A 20,139-nucleotide genomic window follows, 5' to 3' on the forward strand; every position below is an offset into this window, starting at 1 on the left:
CACACTAGGCGGCCGCTCGGCTGAGCTCGGCAAGCCGAAGCAGCCGGCCACGCGCGGGATCCGGGACCCGGTCGGCCCAGTGCTCCCACCTCGCGCCATGCTCGCCCAGGACCAGGCCGCCACGGGCCTCGGCGTACCCGTGCGCGTTGACAGCCGCCGCCCCGACGTACGGCGCATCGCCGTTGCCACCGAACGAACCTGCCGCGACATCACGCAGGATCCGGTACGCCGCGCGTCCGACCTCGTCGCGACCGCGCGCGAGCTGGTCCAGGGTGCTGGCCAGCGCTCCCTTCGGCGTCGCCCGTGTGACCAGCGCGAGGCTGGGGACGTCGGTGACGAGCTCACGGTCCTCGCTCCAGACGACTGCCGGATCAACGCGCCCCGAGCTCATCGCCTCGACGAGAGCAGTGATCCAGGCACCTCGCCGGTCTCCGGTCGAGGCTGCGCGGGCCGTCCGCTCGTCCACCGGCAGCGGACGGGTGTCGAACATCAGCGCCGGTGTCGTGCCGCTCGGCACCAGCCGCCCGAGGAGCCAGCCGGCGTCGTCGGCGTGGACCTGTCCGCCGAGGTCGAGAAGCTGGATCGACCGGTCCTCGGCGAGACCTCGCACCACCAGGGGCTCCGGGGCGCTCGACTCCACTCGGTACCCGCCGATCCGCGCGTCAACCCAGCCACGCGCCAGCGAGGCGCTCTCGGCGAGACGCCCGGTCGCCGTCGTGTCGAGGAAGCACTCGAGCCCTTGGAGCTCGTAGCTGCAGATCTGGTGGAAGGCCCAGTGCTCGCCGGCGGTCCGTGCGGCGATCTTCACCGGATCGCCACCGTCGAGGTAGGTCGCCTCGATCTCGTCGACGCAGAACATCTTCAGCGTGTAGTCGAGTGCGACGTGGGTGATAGCAGCGCCCTCACTTCCACGATCCTCCGATCGGGTGCACTGGTAGGCAGCCCAGCGCGCCCACATCCACGGCGTCATCTCGTCAGCCAGGTCCGCCAGCTGCCTCAGGAGGACGACGTGGCCACTCCGCTGGAACATCGGGATGCCGCGGTGGTACTCGAGCGCAGTAGCGGCGTCACCGGCGCGCTCGGCGGCGAACGAGCTGTCGAGGAACGCGTGGTAGTCGTGCGTCATCAGGTCGCTGATGCGACGACCGCGGCGGAAGCCCGGGTTCGTCCGGGAAGAGTGGTCACGAGTCATGTCCACCACTGAACGTCGCGGAGGCCGGCGTCGCCAGACCCATTCGGCGATCTGTGGAGAACTCGCAGGTATCCGCCAGGCCTGTGGATGAGCGGGTTGCCTCAGCCCAGCAGCCCGAACCGGTCCAGGCTCGCGACGGTGTCCACGATCGTGTCGGCCGCTGGCCGCGGGTCCCAGCCGAGGGCCGCGCGCGCCTTCGAGACGTCGAACTCGTTGACCGGCACCGGGTCGCCGTCGACCTCGCGGGTCGGCGCCAGTGCCGCCCGCTCCCCCAGCCGCTCGCGCAGCGTGTCGGCCATGCCGAGCCACGACGTCGCGGGCGGCGAGGTGAGCAGGAACCGCTGACCCGCCGCTTCCGGCGCCGTCAGCGCGCGTACGTGGGCCTGCGCCACGTCGCGGACGTCCGCGATCCCGAAGGACTGCCGCGGCGCCTCGGCGAACTGCCCCGACAGCAGGCCGATCACCAGGCCCGCGGAGCTCCCGACGCTCGCCCCCAGGACCGGCCCGAAGATCCCGGTCGGGTTGAGCACGACCAGCTCCGGACCGCCATCGGCGTAGTCCCACGCGGCCCGCTCGGCGATGACCTTCGAGAGCGGGTACGGCGCGAGCGACTCGCTCGGCTCGGTCCAGTCCTCCTCGGTCCACGGCCGGCCCACCGATCGTCCGTAGCCGATCGCGGCGAACGACGACGTCAGCACGACCCGCCGTACGCCGCCGGCCCGGGCCGCGGCCAGCACCCGCAGCGTCCCCTCTCGGGCGGGGACGACCAGGTCGTCCGGGTCGTCCGGCTGCGCCAGCGGGATCGGCGACGCCACGTGCAGCACGCCGTCGCACCCGGCCACCGCGTCGACCCAGCCGCGGTCGTCGGTCAGGTCGGCGGCCACGACGTCGATCCCCGACGGATCGGCGCCACCCTCCGCCACCATCGCGCGCACGTCGTCGGCGCGAGCGAGGTCGCGAACGGTCGTGCGCACGTCGTACCCCTCGCCCAGCGCGGCGACGACCGTGTGGGACCCGAGGTAGCCCGAGCCACCGGTCACCAGGACCCTGGTCATCGGATGTCCCTTCCTGCTTGGAGCTCGGCGACGACGGCCGCCTCGGCCACGGCGTCCCCGGCCTCGCGCGCGGCCCACAGCCGCTCCTTGGTCTCGATGTAGTGGAGCCGGGCGTGCAGCTGGTCGAGCTCGGCGCGCAGGCGTACGGCGTGCCGCTGCAGCAGCAGCTTCTGCTCGCGCGCGTCGCCGTCGGCCCGCTGGTCGCGGTAGCGACGCAGGTCCTCGATGCCCATGCCCGTGGCCCGCAGGCACGAGAGCCAGGTGAGGTCGTCGACGACCTCCTCGCTGTAGAAGCGGTGCCCGCTGCTCTCGTCGCGCGGGATCGGCGGGACCAGCCCGATGCGTTCGTAGTAGCGCAGCGTGGCCTGGCTCAGGCCCGTGCGCTCGGAGACTTCATGGATCAACACCCCTCCACTGTGCCGACCCTGAAGCGCTTCAGGTCAAGTCCAGGCTCAGGGCCCCCGCACGCTGATCGGTGAGGTGATGACCGAGGCCCTGCCCGCCGCCTGTCCCACGGCAGGCAAGGCCCCGGCGCTCTGCACGACGCCGACACAGACGACGACCACGGATGCCGCCGGTCCACGAGTGCGCATGGCCGATGCTCCCTCCGTTGCCGAGGTCGACGGTGGCTTTGCCCCAGGATCTACCGAGATTCCGGTAGGCGCCTGCCGTACGGTGCGCTCATGCCCGATGTCGCGATCGCCGCCCCCAACGAGGCGGCCGCCGACGCCGGCGAGCAGGTCGCACGGGCCGGCGGCAACGCCGTCGACGCCGCGCTCGCCGCGTCCCTGGTGACGATGGTCAACGAGGTCGGCCTGGTCTCGCTGAGCTCGGGCGGGTTCGTGACGATCCAGCCGTCGGGCGGCGGCGCGCCGTACACGGTGGACGGCTGGATGGACATGCCCGGCCGCGGCGGCGGACCGCTCGGCGGCGGCACCTGGGACATCCACACCGGGTACGGCGGCGGCGTGGACATCACCATCGGACCCGGGTCGGTGGCGGCGCACGGCTCGGTGGCGGCGTTCGAGGAGGCGCACCGGCGCGACGGGCGGCTGCCCTGGCGGGAGGTGGTCGCGCCGGCGATCGACGTCGCGCGCGGCGGCTTCCGGCTGAGCGCCGCGTCGCGCTACTACCTGGAGTACGTCCACGACTCGATCTTCGGCTGGGACGAGACCAGCCGTGCGGCGGTCCACGACCTCCAAGGCGAGATCGTCACCGACCTCGTGGTCGTGCCCGACCTGGCCGACTCGCTCGAGCTGATCGCCACCGAGGGCGCGGTGGCGCTCCACACCGGCGACCTCGCCCGGCTGATCGCCACCGACGTCCGCGCGCGCGGTGGCCTCCTCGGCCCGGACGACCTGGCGGCGTACGCGCCCGTCACCCGCCCCTCCCTCGCCACCCGCGCCGGTCGCTGGACGCTCGCCACCACGCCGCCGCCCACCGTGGGCGGCATCAGCGTCGCCGCGATGCTCGGGCTCCTCGAGGGCCGCCCGCAGGGCGCCTGGACCGACGCCGACGTCGAGCTGATGATCCGTATCCAGCGCGAGGTCCTCGGCCGGGGTCCCGCCTCGCTCCTGGAGTCGAGCTCGACCACCCACTGCTCCGCCACCGACACCGAGGGCGGCGCCTGCGCGGTCACGGTGTCGTCGGGCTACTTCTCCGGGATGATCGCCCAGGGCACCGGCATCTGGCTCAACAACACCCTCGGCGAGCAGGAGCTCAACCCCGGTGGCCTCCACGCCCTGGCTCCGGGCACCCGCTTGCTGTCCAACATGGCGCCGACCGTCGGCCGTCACGCCGACGGCTCGGTCCTCGCCATCGGCTCCCCCGGCGCGGGCCGGATCGCGACCGCCATCACCCAGGTCCTCGCCGGGATCGCGGGCGGCCTGAGCCTGCAGGAGGCGGTCCACCACCCCCGCGTGCACGTCCACCACCCCGGCCGTCCCGACGAGGTCGTCAAGCGCGAGACCGAGGAGGGCCTGACCATGTACTACGGCGGCGTCGGCGTCACGCTCGTCCACCCCGACGGGCACCTGGTCGCCGCGGCCGACCCGCGCCGCGAGGGCGCCGTACGCCTGGTCCGCAGCACCTAGCCGCGGAGACCGCCTGAGACGTCGGGTTGCGGCAGGTCCAGACGGGCACGATGTGCGCATGCGCAGGTATCTCGTGGCCCTCGGCCTCGCCCTCGTGGCCTCGGCAGGGAGCCTGGGCTTCGCGGCCTCCGGCACGGCCGCCGCTGCGCCGCTCTGCTCCGACAAGGTCGTGACCGACCGCGCCGACGTCCTCGACGACGCCGCGGTCGAGCGGGCGGCCGCCCGCTTCGACGACCAGGTCGTGGTGAAGGTCCTGTCGTTCAGGACGACCAACGGCCGCGACCTCTACGACCTGCTCCTCGACGCCCGGGCACAGTGCCACGGCTGGGGCTTCCAGGCGGACGGCTCGAGGTCGCTGCTGATCCTCGGCGTCGCCACTCAGGACCGCAAGCTCGGCAGCCACTACGACGGGGCAGCGCTGGAGACGTTCGAAGCCGCCCGCGACCACGCCGAGGTCGACGGCATGGGAGCCAACTTCGGCAACGGCGACTGGACCGCCGGCATGGTCGACGGGCTGACGATCTACGCGCGGGCCTACGCCCGTACGCCCACGCCGAGCACCGACCCGGACCCTGACAGCTCGATCCCGCTCGGCGGACCCGAGCAGGCCTCCGGCTCGGGGACCGGCAGCAACTGGGTCCTCGGCGGGCTGGGCGGCCTGTGCGTCGTCGGCGCCGCGGCGTACGGCGGGACGAGGCTGTGGCGATGGCGGGCCGCGACCACGAACGCGCGCGCCACGCTGAGCGGCGCGACCGACGAGATGGCGACGACGTGGGTCGAGGTCGACGGCGGGCGGGAGTACGTCGCCGCCCGGGTCGACGCGCTGCCCCAGGTCTCGGACGCGACCGTCACCCGGATCCGGACCGAGCACGCGGCAGCGGTCGCGGCGCTCGAGGCTGCCACCGCCGGCTACCTGGAGAGGTCCCAGACCTACTCGACCGAAGCCGTCGCGAAGATGGATGCGGACGAGGCGTCAGGCGGAGTGGTCCCCGTCCAGCAGACCACCGCCCAGCTGCGCGCAGCACGAGAGGCGCTGACCCGGGTCGAGCAGTCCGTCACAGCGTTCGAGCAGGTCCGCGACCAGCTCCCGGCCCGGGTGGCCGAGCTGCGCGCCGCGGCCACCCGCCTGACCACGCTCCTCGCGGAGCGGCAGGGCGAGGGCTACCGGACCGCCGACATCGACGGTGCGCGGACGGCGGCCGAACAGGCCGCCCGCGACGCGGAGACCCTCGGCGGCCAGCTGCGATGGGGCGACGCCGACGCCGTGGTGGCGGCGGCGATGACCACCGTCGCCGGACACGAGGCCTGGCTGACCGGCCTCCCCGGCTACCTCGCCGACCTGGGCACCGACACGGCCGCCCTGGAGGCCCGGGCGACCGAGCTCGACACCGCGATCGCCGAGGCCTACGTGACGACCGAGCACCTCGAGGCGACGTACGACGCGTCGTGCCTCGAGGGGGTGCGCGGCCGGGTCGACGCTGCGAAGGTCGCGCGGGTCGCACTGACCGACGCGCTGGCGACCATCCGGGCGAACTCGTCGATGACGACCCAGGAGTTCCGGCTGGCCCGGGAGCAGATCACCGCCGCCCGCCTCGCCGCGGACGCCATCGCGACGGACGCGGCGACGGCCGGGGTGCGGGAGCGCGAGCTCGAGCAGCTCACCACCGAGCTCCCGCTCACCGGACAGCGGCTGGCCGCGGAGGCCTACGCCCTCACCGGTCAGGTCGAGGACAACGCGGCGGCGATCTCCTACCTGGCCACCGCCCCCGACATCCGCCCCATCGGTGCCGAGGCCGCCGCGCTCGGCGAGCAGGCGGCGGCCCCCAAGGCGCCGCTGCTCCGACTCAAGACCGACCTCGACGCCGTCGCGGCGCGACTGGCCGCCAGCACCGCCACCGTCACGGCCGCGATCACCGACTACGAGGAGACCCAGCGCTCGTTGCGCGCGGCCGAGGCGGCCGTCACCGAGGCCCGGAGCGAGGTCGGCCGCCCCGACATCGGCAGCCACGCCCGTGCCGCCGCCGAGGAGGCCGCGGCCCTGCTCGACCAAGCCTCCGGGCTCGCCACCCTCGATCAGATCCGACGCGGGGCCGACGCGGCTCGCAGCACGGCCAACGACGCCGTCGCCATGGCCCGCCGCGACCGGCGCGAGGCCGAGGAGGAACGCGACGCCGCGCGCCGCCGAGCCGCGGCGGCCAGCGCCTCGCGCCGGTCCTCGTTCTCCAGCTTCGGCAGCAGCAGCGGCGGCTCCCACCACTCGTCGGGCGGCGGAGGTGGCTCCCGGAGCTCCGGCGGCGGGGGCTCGCGCGGGTCGGGTGGCGGAGGTTCGCGCGGCTTCTGACCCACGACGCACAAGCGTGCCCGCTAGATTCGCGCGACCGTCGAGGGCACCCAATAACGTCATACGGATGGAGCGTTCTAGGGCTCTTTCCGTATGACGTTATTCGGGACCTACGCCGAAATGGGACGAGGCCCCCGACTGTCGCCGGGGGCCTCGTTCAACACGCGTGATCAGCTGCAGCCGCTGGTGCTGCCGCAACCCTCGCAGACGTAGCAGGAGCCGGCGGGGCGCATCTTGGTGCCGCAGGTGAAGCAGAGCGGCGAGTCGACGGCGGTGCCGGTGATCTGCTCGAGGAGCTCGGCCGAGGTGTGGGCCGTGGCCGGGGCGGGCTTGGCGGCGGCTGCCTCCACGTCCGGGGTCTCGGCCACGGGGGTCTCGACCACGGAGGTGCCCGTCTCGACGACGGGGCCGGCGTCGAGGACGTCGATCTCGATGAGGTCGGCGGCGTTGTTGCCGGTCTCGGGGACGGGCTCGTAGGAGCCGGTCTCGAGGTAGCGCTGGCGCTCGTCGGCCGAGTAGATGCCGAGGCCCTCGCGGGTCTCAAAGTCCAGGTAGTCGAGGGCCAGGCGCCGGAAGACGTAGTCCATGACGGACTGGGCCATCCGGATGTCGGCGTCGTCGGTGAGGCCGGCGGGCTCGAAGCGCTGGTTGGTGTACTTCGAGACGAAGGTCTCCAGCGGCACGCCGTACTGCAGGCCGATCGAGATCGAGATCGAGAACGCGTCCATCACGCCGGCCAGGGTCGAGCCCTGCTTGCCCAGCTTGAGGAAGATCTCGCCGAGCGTGCCGTCCTCGTGCGCACCCGAGGTCATGTAGCCCTCGGCGCCACCCACGGTGAAGGAGGTGGTGCGCGCGATGCGGGACTTCGGCAGGCGCTTGCGGACCGGGGCGTAGACGACCTTCTCGATCACCTTCGGCTCGGCCTCGACCACGGCGGCAGCGTTGGAGTCCGCGCCCTTGTTCTCGCCCTTGCCGGTCGCCAGCGGCTGGCCGACCTTGCAGTTGTCGCGGTAGACGGCCGTCGCCTTGAGGCCGAGCTTCCAGGACTGCAGGTAGATGTCCTCGATCTCCTCGACGGTCGCCGACTCCGGCAGGTTGACCGTCTTGCTGATCGCGCCGGACAGGAACGGCTGGGCCGCCGCCATCATCCGGACGTGGCCCATCGGGGCCAGGGCGCGGGCGCCCATCGCGGTGTCGAAGATCTCGTAGTGCTCGGTCTTCAGGCTCGGGGCGTCGATCACGTGGCCGTGCTCGGCGATGTAGCTGACGATCGCCTCGACCTGCTCCTCGACGTACCCGAGCTTGCGCAGCGCCCGCGGGATCGTCTGGTTGACGATCTGCATCGAGCCGCCGCCGACGAGCTTCTTGAACTTGACCAGCGAGAAGTCCGGCTCGATGCCGGTCGTGTCGCAGTCCATCATGAAGCCGATGGTGCCGGTCGGCGCGAGCACCGAGGCCTGCGCGTTGCGGAAGCCGTTGACGGCGCCGAGCTCCTGCACGTCCGCCCAGGCCTGGGTGGCGAGCTGGTGGACCTGGCGGTCGGCGATGCCGAGCGTGCGGACCGTGTCGTTGGCGGCCTGGTGCTTGCGCATGACCCGCTTGTGGGCCTCCGCGTTGCGGGCGTAGCCGTTGTAGGGGCCGACGATGCCGGCGAGCTCGGCCGAGCGCTTGTAGGACTGGCCGGTCATCAGCGACGTGATCGTGGCGGCCATCGCGCGGCCACCGTCGGAGTCGTAGCCGAGGCCCATCGCCATCAGCAGGGCGCCGAGGTTGGCGTAGCCGATGCCGAGCTGGCGGTAGTCGCGGGTGGTGTCGCCGATCGCCTCGGTCGGGAAGTCGGCGAAGCAGATCGAGATGTCCATCGCGGTGATGATGAAGTCGACGGCCTTGGCGAAGCGCTCGCCGTCGAAGGTGTCGTCGTCCTTGAGGAACTTCAGCAGGTTGAGCGACGCCAGGTTGCACGAGGAGTTGTCGAGCGACATGTACTCCGAGCACGGGTTGGACGCGGTGATCCGGCCCGTCTCCGGGTTGGTGTGCCAGTCGTTGATCGTGTCGTCGTACTGCAGACCCGGGTCGGCGCAGGCCCAGGCGGCCTCGCTGATCTTGCGGAAGAGCTCGCGGGCGTCGACGGTCTCGATGACCTCGCCGGTGCCGCGCGAGCGCAGCCCGAACTCGGTGCCGTCCTCGACGGCGCGCATGAAGGCGTCGTTGACCCGGACGGAGTTGTTGGCGTTCTGGTACTGGACGCTCGTGATGTCGGCGCCACCGAGGTCCATGTCGAACCCGGCGTCGCGGAGGGCGCGGATCTTGTCCTCCTCCTTGGCCTTCGTCATCACGAACTCTTCGATGTCCGGGTGGTCGACGTCGAGCACGACCATCTTGGCCGCGCGACGCGTGGCGCCGCCCGACTTGATGGTGCCGGCCGAGGCGTCCGCGCCACGCATGAACGAGACGGGACCGCTCGCCGTGCCGCCGGAGGAGAGGAGCTCCTTGGAGGAGCGGATGCGGGAGAGGTTGAGGCCGGCGCCGGAGCCGCCCTTGAAGATGAAGCCCTCTTCCTTGTACCAGTTGAGGATCGAGTCCATCGAGTCGTCGACGGAGAGGATGAAGCAGGCGGAGACCTGCTGCGGCGACGGGGTGCCGACGTTGAACCAGACGGGGCTGTTGAACGAGAAGTACTGGTGCACGAGCAGCCAGGTGAGCTCGTGCTCGAAGACCTCGGCGTCGGCCTCGGCCGCGAAGTAGCCGTGGTCGATGCCGGCCTTCGTGTAGGTCTTCACGATGCGGTCGATGAGCTGCTTGAGGCTCCACTCGCGCACGTCGGTGCCGACGGCGCCGCGGAAGTACTTGGTCGTGACGATGGTCGAGGCGTTGACCGACCAGAAGTCGGGGTACTCCACCCCGCGCTGCTCGAAGACCGTGACACCGGTCTTCCAGTTGGTCTGCACGACGTCGCGACGCTCCCACGTCAGCTCGTCGTACGGGTGCACTCCCGCAGTGCTGAAGACCCGTTCGATCTTCAGTCCGGCCCCTGCCTTGGCGGCCTTGCCGCTCACCGTCTCCGTCATCCCTCTTGCGTCCCGTCTTTCGAGGTTGGTGTTGCTTCGATCATTACTGCTGCCACCGACACCGGCTCCGGTCGTGCGGAGCCTCGATGGCGACGATTGGTGGGCCCGGCGCACGTAGCTTCCCCACTGCGCACGCCGGGCCGTCTGTGGTCAGCCCGTGGGAACGGGCTGAGGGGTGTCGGCCACGCCGCGCTCGGCGCGCAACGTGGCGATCTCGTCCTCGAAGTCGTCCGCGGACTCGAAGGCCCGGTAGACGCTCGCGAAGCGCAGGTAGGCGACCTCGTCGAGGGCGCGGAGCGGGCCGAGGATGGCCATCCCGACCTCGTGGGCGGGGATCTCGGCGGCGCCGGCGAGCCGGAGCGCGTCCTCCACCGCCTGGCCCAGGCAGGCCAGCTCGTCCTCGGAGACCGGCCGGCCCTTGCAGGCCTTGCGGACGCCGGCGATCGCCTTGTCCCGCGTGAACGGCTCGCTCGCGCCGGAGCGCTTGAGCACGGTCAGCTGCATCAGCTCCACGGTGGTGAAGCGACGCTCGCAGGACGAGCAGGTACGCCGGCGGCGGATCGAGCCGCCGTCGTCGGCCACCCGCGAGTCGAGGACCCGGGTGTCGGTGTGGCGGCAGTACGGACAGTGCACGGGTCTCTCCTCTCGACGGATGTGGGCGCGCTACAAACACCCCGTGACGGGGTGCGCTGGCCTGTGGAAAACGGGGGTCACACTGTGTACAACAAGCCTTCACCTGTGGGTCTTCCGCATCCATCTGTGAACTAGATGTGGATAACTACATCGGTGTAAGTACTAGATGTAGTGGTAACCGTACGCCCGCTCGGGGGCGGGTGCAAGTGGTCGCGAGAAGTTCCTGGGCCGGGGCGCCGCGGCGTCGCAAAACCGCAGGTCAGCGGCCCGCCGTACGCCGAAATCCGTGTCGGGCGCGCGCGTGTCGCGGCGTGTCGGTCCGGCCCCTCTCCGCCTGAGCACGAGAAGCGATGACGTCTTTCACCCGGAGGGGTGGTTTTACTTTGCACTACCGACGGCAAATCACAGGTGACGGCCCACCCCCGAGCCGCGCAGTGAGAACGAAGAAGGTCACCGCGATGCCCGCAGCACCGACCGCCGTCCCGAACGAGACCCGCTCCGAGACGACTGCTCGACTCTTTGCCGAACGACGCGACGCCGACGCCGGCGAGCGCGCCCAGATCGACGAGGCGCTGATCCGCCTCAACATGAAGGTCGCCGTCGACGCGACCCGCCGCTTCCGCAGCCGGGGCATCGCGACCGACGACCTCGAGCAGGTCGCCTACCTCGGCCTGGTCAAGGCCGTGCGCGGCTTCGACCCCGACCGCGGCTTCGACTTCCTCAGCTTCGCGATCCCCACGATCCGCGGAGAGGTGCGCCGCCACTTCCGCGACCTCGGCTGGATGGTCCGCCCGCCGCGGTCGATCCAGGAGACGCAGAGCAAGATCATCGGCTGCGAGAGCGAGCTCTTCCAGATCCACGGCCGGGCGCCCCGACCCTCTGAGATCGCCGCCCACCTCGGCCTCGAGCTCGACGCCGTCGTCGAGGCGCTCGGCGCCACCGGCTGCTTCGCCCCCGTCTCCCTCGACGCGCCGGTCGGCGCGGACGACGAGTCGCTCACGCAGCGGCTCGGCGGCCTCGACCACGACTTCGACGTCGCCGAGGCGCGGGCCGTGCTGGCCCCGTTGCTGGCTCGCCTCACCCCGCGTGAGCGCAAGATCGTGGAGCTGCGCTTCTTCCGCGGCGCCACCCAGTCGGAGATCGGCAAGGAGATCGGCGTGACGCAGATGCAGGTGTCGCGGCTGCTCACCCGGCTGATGTCGCGGATGCGCGAGCAGCTCGAGGTCCCCAGCGCCGCCTGACCGCGATCAGGACCCTTCGCGGGCCTCGACGATGTCGCGCAGCTGCGACCGGGCGGTCACGCCCAGCTTGGGGAAGGCGTTGTAGAGGTGCGCCGACACCGTCCGCGGTGAGAGGTAGAGCGACGCACCGATCTCGCGGTTGGTCAGCCCCGACGCCGCGAGCCGCACCACTTGGCGCTCCTGCGCGGTGAGGTCGCCCCAGGCCGACGACGAGGACTGCGCCGTCGCGACCCCGGCCGCCCGCAGCTCGGTGCGAGCGAGGTCCGCCCAGGCCCGGGCGCCGAGACGCCCGAAGACCTCGTACGCCGCCCGCAGCTGCGTGCGCGCGGCCGTCGGCCGGTGCTGGCGACGCAGCCAGACGCCGTACTCCAGCTGCGCGTTGGCCAGCTCGAACGGCCACTGCGCGGCCTCCGGGTCCGCGGTCGCCTCGAGGTGGAAGGGCTCGGGATCGTCGGCGATCAGGGCGCGGGCCCGGGCCAGCTGGAGCCGGTGCCGCGGCCCGGGATTCGTCATCCGGAGCGCGGCCACCTCCATCACCGGCCCGACCTCGTCGGCCGCCCCGGCCCGGACGGCGGCCGCGACGTAGTCGGCGAGGTGGCGGTAGCCGAGGTACTGGTGCACCGGCTCGCCGTCGGGACGGAAGAGGCCGCGCAGCTGCTCGTGCACGCCGACCGGGTCGTGCTCGTCGAAGTGCACGTAGGACATCGCCACCCGCACGCTCATCTCCAGCGCCAGGCACTCGCCGATCTCGATGTCGAGCAGGACCTCGGCGCACAGCCGGCGAGCGAGCGCCACGTCACCGCGGACGCCCGCGACCCGGGCCCGCAGCTCGCGGGCGTTGCCGGCGGCGTACGACAGCTGCTCGACCTCGGCGACGTCGGAGAGCATCCGCGCCGCCTGCTCCACCTCGTCGTACAGCCCCACGTCGAAGTGCAGGAGCGCCAGGCACGCCAGCGTCTGGCTCAGCTGCCCCGACCCCTCCGCGCGCTGCATCAGCTCGACGGCCCGGCGCTGCCGGGTGCGCGCGACGGTCGGCTCGTCCAGGATCCATGCGGCGGCGCCCAGCAGCATCTCCTGCGAGGCCACGAGCTCGGGCGGGTACGACGCGTCGAACGGCGGGGCGTCGCGCACCAGCGCCAGGACGTCGGCGGGCCGGGCGAGCGGGTCGATGAGCGCGCGGACCCAGGCCCGGGCGGCCCGCTCCATCACCAACGCCGGTCCCTCCGAGGGCGTCGCCTCGCGGTCGTAGCGCTCCAGCCAGTCCGCGACCAGCCGGGTGTCTCCCCCGGTCGCATAGGTCAGCGTCGCGAGCGTCGTCAGCGAGGCCCAGCCGAAGCCCTGGTCGACGTGCACCAGCTGGTCGAGCGCGTCGACGAGGGCGAGCCGGGCGTCGGTCTGACGCATGGTCTGGGCGAGCGCGTAGGCGACGAAGTGGCTCGCCCGGGCCCGCGTCGCCGGGTCGTCGCTCTCCTCGCGCAGCCGCGCCGCGGCCTGGGCCAGCCACTCGAAGTGCCCGACGGGGAAGCCCATCGCCAGCGCCGCGAGCATCCGCTCGTCGTGGTCGGCGCGGAGCGGGCTGAGCTCCGCCGCCCGCATCATCATCCGGGTCGCCTCGAAGCCCGCGCCCCGACGCTTCGCGCGCTCGGCGGCGGCGACCAGCTGGACGGCGACGTCCTCGTCGGCGACGACCGTCGCCTCGGCGCGGTGCCACGCCCGGCGGTCGGGGTCGTCGTCGTACGCCGTCGCGAGGTCGTCGTGGGCGCTCAGCCGCTCCTCGGTGGTGGCCACGGAGTACGCCGCCGCGCGGGCCAGCGGGTGCCGGAACTGCACCTGCCGCTCGACCACCCGCACCAGGCCCGTCGTCTCGGCGACCGCCAGCGCGGCCACCATCTGGCCGGGCCGACCGACGCGGCCCAGGACGCCCAGGTCCCCGCCGCCGGCCGCGGCGAGCAGCAGCACCCGCCGGGTCGGCGCGGGCAGGTCGACCAGCTCGGCGGCGAAGGCCGCCTCGACCGTCGAGAGGCCCAGCTCGTCGACCCCCGAGCTGGCCGCGCGGCCGAGCTCGAGCAGCGCGAGCGGGTTGCCGGCCGACCGGTCGATGACGGCCGCGAAGGCGAGGGCGTCCAGGTCGAGGCCGGCGCGCCGCAGAACTAGCCCGGCCTGGCTCTCCGACAGCGCCGGGACCTCCACGGTCGGGTGGCCGAGGAACGCGTCCGGCGGCTGCTCCCCTCGGGCCGCCGCCACCACCGACACCTGCGTGCCGGCGAGCCGGTTGGCGACGAAGCCCAGCACCGCGAGCGAGCTCTCGTCGAACCACTGCACGTCGTCGAGGACGACCAGCAGCCGGCCGGACCCGGCCCGCTGCTCGAGCCGGCCGGCCACGTCGAGCCGCAGCCGCAGCGGGTCGCCGGCGAAGACCTGCTCCAGCGCGTCGGTGGCACCGGCGCCGGCCAGCAGGTCGACCAGCGCCGCGAACGGCAGCCCCTGGTCGGCGGCATGACCGGTGACGGTGAGGACGGTCCACCCCTCGGCAGCCGCCGCGCGCGCCGTACACCCGAGGACCGCGCTCTTGCCCGCACCGGGGATGCCGACCAGCGCGGCGCAGCGCCCACCCTCGCCGAGCAGGTCGCGCAGTCGGGCGAGGAGGTCGTCGCGACCCACCAGCCCGTCGAGCTCGCCTGCCCAGAGACCCGATCCGGCGGACCCTGACATGCGATTCATCGTAGGGGCGGCACACCTAGGTCAGGTGACGGATGTGCAGAGGGTGGACGGCTCTCTAGCGTCGGAACCTCACCCCCTCCACGCATCCGGGAGCACCCATGACCGACCCGACACCCACCCTCACCGACAACGAGCTCGCCGAGATCGAGGTCGCCAACTCCTCCGGCAAGCAGCCGGTCGTCTTCGTGCACGGCCTGTGGCTGCTCTCCAGCAGCTGGGACCGCTGGCGCGAGCTCTTCGAGGAGGCCGGTTACGCGACCATCGCGCCCGGCTGGCCCGACGACCCGGAGTCGATCACCGAGGCCCGGGAGCACCCCGAGGTCTTCGCCCACAAGATGGTGCAGGGCGTCACCGACCACTACCTGGCCGCGATCGCCCGGCTGTCGACGAAGCCGGCCGTCGTTGGCCACTCGTTCGGGGGCCTGATCGCCCAGAAGATCGCCGGCGAGAGCGTCTCGGCCGTCACCGTCGCCATCGACCCGGCACCCTTCCGCGGCGTGCTGCCGCTGCCGGTCTCGTCGCTCAAGTCGGCGTTCCCGGTGCTCGGCAACCCCGCCAACTCCGGCAAGGCCGTCACGCTGACGCTCGAGGAGTTCACGTACGGCTGGGCCAACGCGCTCGACGACGACGAGGCGCAGCAGCTCTACACGGAGTACCACGTCGCCGCCCCTGGAGCCCCGCTCTTCGAGGCGGCCTCGGCCAACCTCAACCCCTTCAGCCAGGTGAAGGTCAAGACCAAGAAGGCCGAGGACCGCGGCCCGCTGCTGCTGATCTCCGGCGAGAAGGACCACACGGTCCCGTGGGCGATCACCAACTCCAGCTACAAGCGGCAGAAGCGCAATGACGCCCTCACCGAGATCGTCGAGATCAAGGACCGCGGCCACTCGCTGACCATCGACCACGGCTGGCGCGAGGTCGCCCAGACCGCGCTCGACTTCGTGCAGAAGCACGGGCCAACGACAGCCTAGGAGGCAGCGGAGCGGGCGTCGTCGGGGAGATCGAGCACGAACCACGAGGTCGTGCCGACGGCGTCCTGCTCCGAGCCCCAGCTGTCGCTGAGCGCGTCGACGAGCACCAGCCCGCGGCCGAAGACGCGCAGCGGGTCGTCGTCGCCGAGGACCTCGGCCGACGTGGCGGCCGCGCCGCCGTGGTCGCGTACGGCGACCGTCAGCATGCCGTCGTCGAGGGTCAGGATGAGCTCGCTGGTCGCGCCGGCGTGGATGACGGCGTTGGTGACGAGCTCGGAGAGGCAGAGCTCGGCGGTCTCCGTCGGGTCGTCCGCGACGCCCCAGCCGGCCAGGGTCTGACGCAGGAACCTCCGGGCCAGGCCCGGCGCCCGCGGGTCGTCCTCGAGCGAGAGCGAGGCGGTCTGTGCGGGTGCGGCGGCGCCGGTCGGGGCCGTGCCCTCCGGTGCACCCACGCCGCGCGCCCGCACCCGGCGTACGGCGTCCGCGGCCTGCCGGGCCAGGGTCGTCAGCACGCCGCGCTGCGCGTCGGAGAAGTCCTGCGGGCGGTCGTAGTAGACGAGCAGCCCACCGATCGGGCTGGCGATGCCGGGCAGCGGGAGCACGGCCAGGGCGCGGGTGCCCGCCTCGCGCTGGGTGGCGACCAGGCCGGCGTACCGCTCGCCGAAGCCGTCGAGGTCACCCAGCACCGGGACACCGGTGCGCACCACGCTGGTGAGCGGGACGTCGTCGTACGCGTCGATGTGGCACCACTGCGCCGGCTCGTCCAGCACGTCGTCGGGAGCGGTCAGGAAGCGGAGCCGCCGGCCACCGCCCTCGACCAGCGCGACGCCGACGCGGCGGACGTCCGGCAGCGCGAGGAGCTCGCGCAGCACCGCTCGCGCGACCGAGTCGACGTCGGCCGCTCCCGCGAGTCCGACGGGGCCGGAACCTTCGCGGTAGCTCCCCACCCGATCAGGGTAGATCACCCTTTCGGATGAACGGCGCGTCGCGGTGACGCGGCATCCCAGGACGTCAGGGTCCATCGGTGACAATGGCGCGGTGACGGGTGCAACGGGTGGCAAGCGGGTGGGGTCGCGCCGTGGCCCGCGACGAGGAAGATCGTTCCGGCCCGTCCTGCTCGTGCTCGCCCTCGGCATCACGCTGGCGGTCGTGGCCTGGGGCTACCTCGTGTACGCCGCGATCGACTTCGGCTCGACCGCGCGCGGCGGCGACTCCCAGGCATGGTGGTTCCTGGCGATCGCGTCGGTCGGCGCGGTGGCGTGCCTCTTCTTCGGGCTGATGCTGGTCGCCCGCCTGCTGCGCCAGCTCGGCATCACCCGGGCTCCGGCCCCTCGGGAGTCCGCCGACTCCCCCGTCGACCCCGACGCTCCTCGGCCGATCGGCGGGCGCCGGGCCGCTCGCTAGCGATCCCGGAGCCGGCGCACGAACTTCAGGCCGGACCAGGTCTCGTCGATCGCGGCCACCTTCACGTCGACCCAGCCGAGCCGCAGACCGAGGTCGCGCACCGCGCCCTCGCCGAGGTCGCTGGCGATGCCGAGCCGGCGCTGCGCCGCCTGCTTGGGCCAGCAGACCCAGACCATCCCCGCCGTGACGGTGCGGTCGAACAGCACCGGCAGCCTCGCCTCGAGCTCGGCCAGCCGGGTGTGGAAGGTCAGGGTCACGTCCAGGCCCGACGCCGGCAGCCGGCGTACGACGCGCGCGCCCGTCTCCTCCAGCTCGAACCCGTCCGGAGCCCGGTCGAGCAGCACCCGGTGGTCGTCCTTGACCCCGAGCTTGCGCAGCAGCGCGGTGCCTGAGTAGCCGGCCATGCGCTCACGATAAATGCCGCGAGGGGCGGAGCCTCACGGCTCCGCCCCTCGTCTTCCCCGGTCCGTCGGGCGGGGTCGAATCGCCCGACGAAATCTGTGTGTCGCCCGGTCAGCTGACGGGGACGAGCAGGCGCTGCCCCGACTGGAGCGAGCTGTGGTCGAGCGCGTTGAGCTTCTCGATCCGGTCCATCATCGACGCGACGTCGCCGTCGTCGGAGGCCGCGGACGCGATCCCCCAGAGGGTGTCGCCCGGCTCGACGAGCACGACGGTCGTCGGCTCCGGGGTGCCGGCGTCGCCGGTGGCCACGGAGCCCGAGGCGACCATGATGCCGACGGCGAGGACCGCCATCAGCGCCAGCACCACGACGACGGCGCGCCCGCGGCGGGTGAGCCGGACGCTGCCGCTCGGCCGGGCCTGGACCCGCTGGAAGGTGAGGGTCTGGTCGATCGTCATCGTGCTCATGTGGGGCTCCTGGGGAAGGTGGTCTTCTCGTTGACACCAGTTCTAGTGGCGACCACCGACAGTCGGTCCTGCTCCGTCTGGGCCACCGTCTCGATCAGGTGTTCGATCGAACGTGTGTACGACGTTAGAGCACCTGTTCGAACGACGCAAGCATTTCGGCCGAACAATTGTTCGATGGACTTGTCGGGCGACATCGATCTATTGTGCTAGTCACCTAGATGAATGGAGTCCTGATGATCGAGTTCTCGTTGGACACGCGGTCCGGCGTCTCGCCGTACCTCCAGGTCGTCCACCAGGTACGCCGGGCCCTGCGGCTCGGCCTGCTGAGCGAGGGCGACCAGCTGCCGACCGTCAAGGACGTCGTCGCGAGCCTGGCGATCAACCCCAACACGGTCCTCAAGGCCTACCGCGAGCTGGAGCGCGACGGCCTGGTCGCCGCCCGTCCGGGCGTGGGCACCTTCGTCACCCGGACCCTCGCCGACTCCTCGCTCGCCGCGCACGAGCCGCTGCGCCGCGACCTCGCCCGCTGGCTGGTCAAGGCGCGGATGGCCGGGCTCGACGAGGAGAGCATCGAGGCGCTCTTCGTGAGCACCTTTCGCTCCGTGAACGAGGACATCGCATGACCGCCGTGGTCGCCGCGCGAGGCCTGGGCAAGCAGTACCGCCGGCGGCTGGGACAGAAGAAGTGGGCGCTGCGGGACTGCTCGCTCGAGATCCCCGAGAGCCGGGTCACCGGGCTGGTCGGGCCCAACGGCGCCGGCAAGACCACGCTAATCGACCTCGTCGTCGGCCTGCTGGCCCCGACCGTCGGGTCGATCGAGGTGTGCGGCGGCGTCCCCGGCGCCGGCGCGGCCCAGCTGGCGAAGGTCGGCTTCGTCGCGCAGGACACCCCGACGTACGCCGGGCTCACCGTCGCCGAGCACCTGCGCCTGGGCGCCCGGCTCAACCCACGCTGGGACGACGCGATCGCCCGCGGCCGGATCGAGCGTCTCGGCCTCGACCCGGGCCAGAAGGCCGGTCGGTTGTCCGGCGGCCAGCGCGCCCAGCTCGCCCTGACCCTCGGCCTCGCCAAGCGCCCCGAGCTGCTCGTCCTCGACGAGCCGGTCGCGAGCCTCGACCCACTGGCGCGTCGGGAGTTCCTCTCGGCGCTGATGGAGGCGGTCGCCGAGCACGAGATCAGCGTGCTGCTGTCCTCCCACGTGATCTCCGACCTCGAGCGCGTCTGCGACCACGTGGCCGTCCTGGTCGACTCCCAGATCCGGGTCGCGGGCGACGTCGACGACGTGCTCGCGACCCACCACCGGCTCTCCGGCCCGCGCCGCGAGCCGGACACGCTGCCGGCCGACCTCCACGTCGTCTCGGCCAGCCACACCGACCGGCAGTCGACGTACGTCGTCCGCACGACCGCGCCGATCCTCGACCCGGCCTGGTCCGTCACGGCCCTGAGCCTCGAGGACCTCGCCCTCGCCTACATGGAGCGCGCTGCGGCCGCCGCCTCCCCCCGTCCCGAGCTCGAGGTGCTCCGATGATCTGGCTGACCTGGCGGCAGTTCCGCACCCAGCTCCTCATCGCCGTCGGACTGGCGGCGGCGGCCTGCGTGGTCCTCGCGGTCACCGGCCCGAGGCTCGCCGACCTCGCGAGTCGCGACGTCAGCATCTACGACCTGCTCACCAGCAACGACCGGCTGCTCTTCTACGGCGGCGTCCTCCTGCTAGCGGTCGCGCCACCGCTGATCGGGGTCTTCTGGGGTGCGCCGCTGGTGGCGCGGGAGCTCGAGACCGGCACCTTCCGGCTGGTCTGGAACCAGTCGGTCACGCGCAGCCGGTGGCTCGCGGTCAAGCTCGGCCTGTCCGTGCTGGCCACGGTGGTGGTCGTCGGAGCGCTGAGCCTCGCGATCACCTGGTGGGCACACCCGCTCGACGGGGTGACCGGCGCCCAGCACGGCAGCCTGCCGCTTCGGCTCACCCCGGTCTCGTTCGCGATGCGCGGCCTCGTGCCGGTGGGGTACGCCGTGTTCGCGCTGCTCCTCGGGACCCTGCTCGGCCTGGTGCTGCGGCGCTCGCTCCCGGCGATGGCGCTGACCCTGGCGGTCTACGTGTGCGTCCAGGTCGCGGTGCCGCTGTGGGTGCGCCCGCACCTCGTGCCGGCGACCACGTCGTACACGGTCATCTCCGAGTCCAACCTCGACGGCATCCTGTCGGACGGCTCGGGGACGTGGCGGATCAGCGTGCAGGCGAAGGGGCCGGGCGACTGGGTCCTGTCCAACCAGACGGTCGACGCCGACGGTGACGTCGCCGCCCTGCCCTCGGCGGTCACCGACTGCCTGCCGCAGCCCCCGAGCGAGCACGAGAGCGGCACCGCGCGCGTCGAGCCGGCGCCCGGGACCCTGGACACCTGCCTGGGCAAGCTCGCCGACGCGGGCTACCGGCAGCGCCTCGTCTACCAGCCCCGCACCCACTTCTGGCCGCTGCAGTACGCCGAGACCGGGCTCTACCTGGTCGCGTCCGCCGGCCTCGCCGCGCTCACGTTCTGGCAGATCCGGCGGCGGCGGACATGA

17 protein-coding genes are annotated in these 20,139 nt (G+C 72.4%); 8 read left to right on the top strand and 9 right to left on the bottom strand.

Features of this window, described 5'->3' with window-relative positions:
- Positions 1–4: 4 nt before the first annotated feature.
- The 3 genes from ABEA34_RS06835 to ABEA34_RS06845 all read right to left on the bottom strand — a co-directional run bounded on the left by ABEA34_RS06835 (position 5) and on the right by ABEA34_RS06845 (position 2,654).
- Positions 5–1,192 carry a hypothetical protein gene (locus tag ABEA34_RS06835; RefSeq protein ID WP_345520492.1) on the bottom strand — a complete coding sequence of 396 codons (1,188 nt, stop codon included), beginning with the start codon at positions 1,190–1,192 and terminating at the stop codon, positions 5–7.
- A gap of 101 nt (positions 1,193–1,293) precedes the next feature.
- Positions 1,294–2,247 carry an SDR family oxidoreductase gene (locus ABEA34_RS06840; RefSeq protein ID WP_345520493.1) on the bottom strand — a complete coding sequence of 318 codons (954 nt, stop codon included), beginning with the start codon at positions 2,245–2,247 and terminating at the stop codon, positions 1,294–1,296.
- Positions 2,244–2,654, bottom strand: a complete 411-nt coding sequence (locus tag ABEA34_RS06845) for a MerR family transcriptional regulator (protein WP_345520494.1) — start codon at positions 2,652–2,654, stop codon at positions 2,244–2,246. The genes ABEA34_RS06840 and ABEA34_RS06845 overlap by 4 nt, the downstream gene beginning before the upstream one ends.
- Before the next feature lie 276 nt (positions 2,655–2,930).
- Here ABEA34_RS06845 and ABEA34_RS06850 point away from each other — a divergent pair, with 276 nt between their 5' ends.
- A complete protein-coding gene (locus ABEA34_RS06850; protein ID WP_345520495.1) occupies positions 2,931–4,340 on the top strand; it encodes a gamma-glutamyltransferase in 1,410 nt (469 codons plus the stop codon).
- A gap of 58 nt (positions 4,341–4,398) precedes the next feature.
- Positions 4,399–6,681: a TPM domain-containing protein gene (locus ABEA34_RS06855; protein WP_345520496.1), complete on the top strand. Its 2,283-nt coding sequence runs from the start codon at positions 4,399–4,401 to the stop codon at positions 6,679–6,681.
- Between the two features lie 170 nt (positions 6,682–6,851).
- On the opposite strand, the gene ABEA34_RS06860 is transcribed toward ABEA34_RS06855, so the two are convergent.
- Complete coding sequence (locus ABEA34_RS06860) at positions 6,852–9,749, bottom strand: vitamin B12-dependent ribonucleotide reductase (RefSeq protein WP_345520497.1); 2,898 nt, start codon at positions 9,747–9,749, stop codon at positions 6,852–6,854.
- 150 nt (positions 9,750–9,899) lie between these two features.
- On the bottom strand, positions 9,900–10,382 hold the full coding sequence (gene nrdR, locus ABEA34_RS06865; protein ID WP_345520498.1) for a transcriptional regulator NrdR: 483 nt from the start codon (positions 10,380–10,382) through the stop codon (positions 9,900–9,902).
- 458 nt (positions 10,383–10,840) lie between these two features.
- Between nrdR and ABEA34_RS06870 the strand changes: the two genes are divergently transcribed.
- A complete protein-coding gene (locus ABEA34_RS06870; RefSeq protein ID WP_345520499.1) occupies positions 10,841–11,623 on the top strand; it encodes a sigma-70 family RNA polymerase sigma factor in 783 nt (260 codons plus the stop codon).
- A gap of 6 nt (positions 11,624–11,629) precedes the next feature.
- Here ABEA34_RS06870 and ABEA34_RS06875 read toward each other — a convergent pair whose 3' ends face one another.
- Positions 11,630–14,335, bottom strand: coding sequence for an AAA family ATPase (locus tag ABEA34_RS06875; RefSeq protein WP_345520500.1), 2,706 nt, complete (start codon positions 14,333–14,335; stop codon positions 11,630–11,632).
- A gap of 107 nt (positions 14,336–14,442) precedes the next feature.
- Between ABEA34_RS06875 and ABEA34_RS06880 the strand changes: the two genes are divergently transcribed.
- On the top strand, positions 14,443–15,312 hold the full coding sequence (locus ABEA34_RS06880; RefSeq protein WP_345520501.1) for an alpha/beta hydrolase: 870 nt from the start codon (positions 14,443–14,445) through the stop codon (positions 15,310–15,312).
- Here ABEA34_RS06880 and ABEA34_RS06885 read toward each other — a convergent pair.
- Positions 15,309–16,259, bottom strand: coding sequence for an ATP-binding protein (locus ABEA34_RS06885; protein ID WP_345520502.1), 951 nt, complete (start codon positions 16,257–16,259; stop codon positions 15,309–15,311). The two genes, ABEA34_RS06880 and ABEA34_RS06885, sit on opposite strands and share 4 nt — an antisense overlap.
- Positions 16,260–16,350: 91 nt before the next feature.
- On the opposite strand from ABEA34_RS06885, the gene ABEA34_RS06890 reads away from it, so the two are divergent.
- A complete protein-coding gene (locus ABEA34_RS06890) occupies positions 16,351–16,716 on the top strand; it encodes a hypothetical protein (RefSeq protein WP_345520503.1) in 366 nt (121 codons plus the stop codon).
- Here ABEA34_RS06890 and ABEA34_RS06895 read toward each other — a convergent pair.
- On the bottom strand, positions 16,713–17,120 hold the full coding sequence (locus ABEA34_RS06895; RefSeq protein WP_345520504.1) for a DUF3052 domain-containing protein: 408 nt from the start codon (positions 17,118–17,120) through the stop codon (positions 16,713–16,715). The genes ABEA34_RS06890 and ABEA34_RS06895 overlap by 4 nt on opposite strands.
- Positions 17,121–17,229: 109 nt before the next feature.
- Positions 17,230–17,583 (bottom strand): LysM peptidoglycan-binding domain-containing protein, encoded by a 354-nt coding sequence (locus tag ABEA34_RS06900; RefSeq protein WP_345520505.1) that lies wholly within the window; start codon positions 17,581–17,583, stop codon positions 17,230–17,232.
- 233 nt (positions 17,584–17,816) lie between these two features.
- Here ABEA34_RS06900 and ABEA34_RS06905 point away from each other — a divergent pair, with 233 nt between their 5' ends.
- The 3 genes from ABEA34_RS06905 to ABEA34_RS06915 are packed head-to-tail and all read left to right on the top strand — an operon-like array spanning position 17,817 to position 20,139.
- Entirely contained in the window at positions 17,817–18,206 is a 390-nt protein-coding gene (locus ABEA34_RS06905) for a GntR family transcriptional regulator (RefSeq protein WP_345520506.1), read from the top strand.
- On the top strand, positions 18,203–19,111 hold the full coding sequence (locus ABEA34_RS06910; RefSeq protein ID WP_345520507.1) for an ABC transporter ATP-binding protein: 909 nt from the start codon (positions 18,203–18,205) through the stop codon (positions 19,109–19,111). Before ABEA34_RS06905 ends, ABEA34_RS06910 begins: the two co-directional genes overlap by 4 nt.
- Positions 19,108–20,139 carry an ABC transporter permease subunit gene (locus tag ABEA34_RS06915; protein WP_345520508.1) on the top strand — a complete coding sequence of 344 codons (1,032 nt, stop codon included), beginning with the start codon at positions 19,108–19,110 and terminating at the stop codon, positions 20,137–20,139. Before ABEA34_RS06910 ends, ABEA34_RS06915 begins: the two co-directional genes overlap by 4 nt.

This window comes from Nocardioides conyzicola (assembly GCF_039543825.1).
Lineage (GTDB): Bacteria > Actinomycetota > Actinomycetes > Propionibacteriales > Nocardioidaceae > Nocardioides > Nocardioides conyzicola.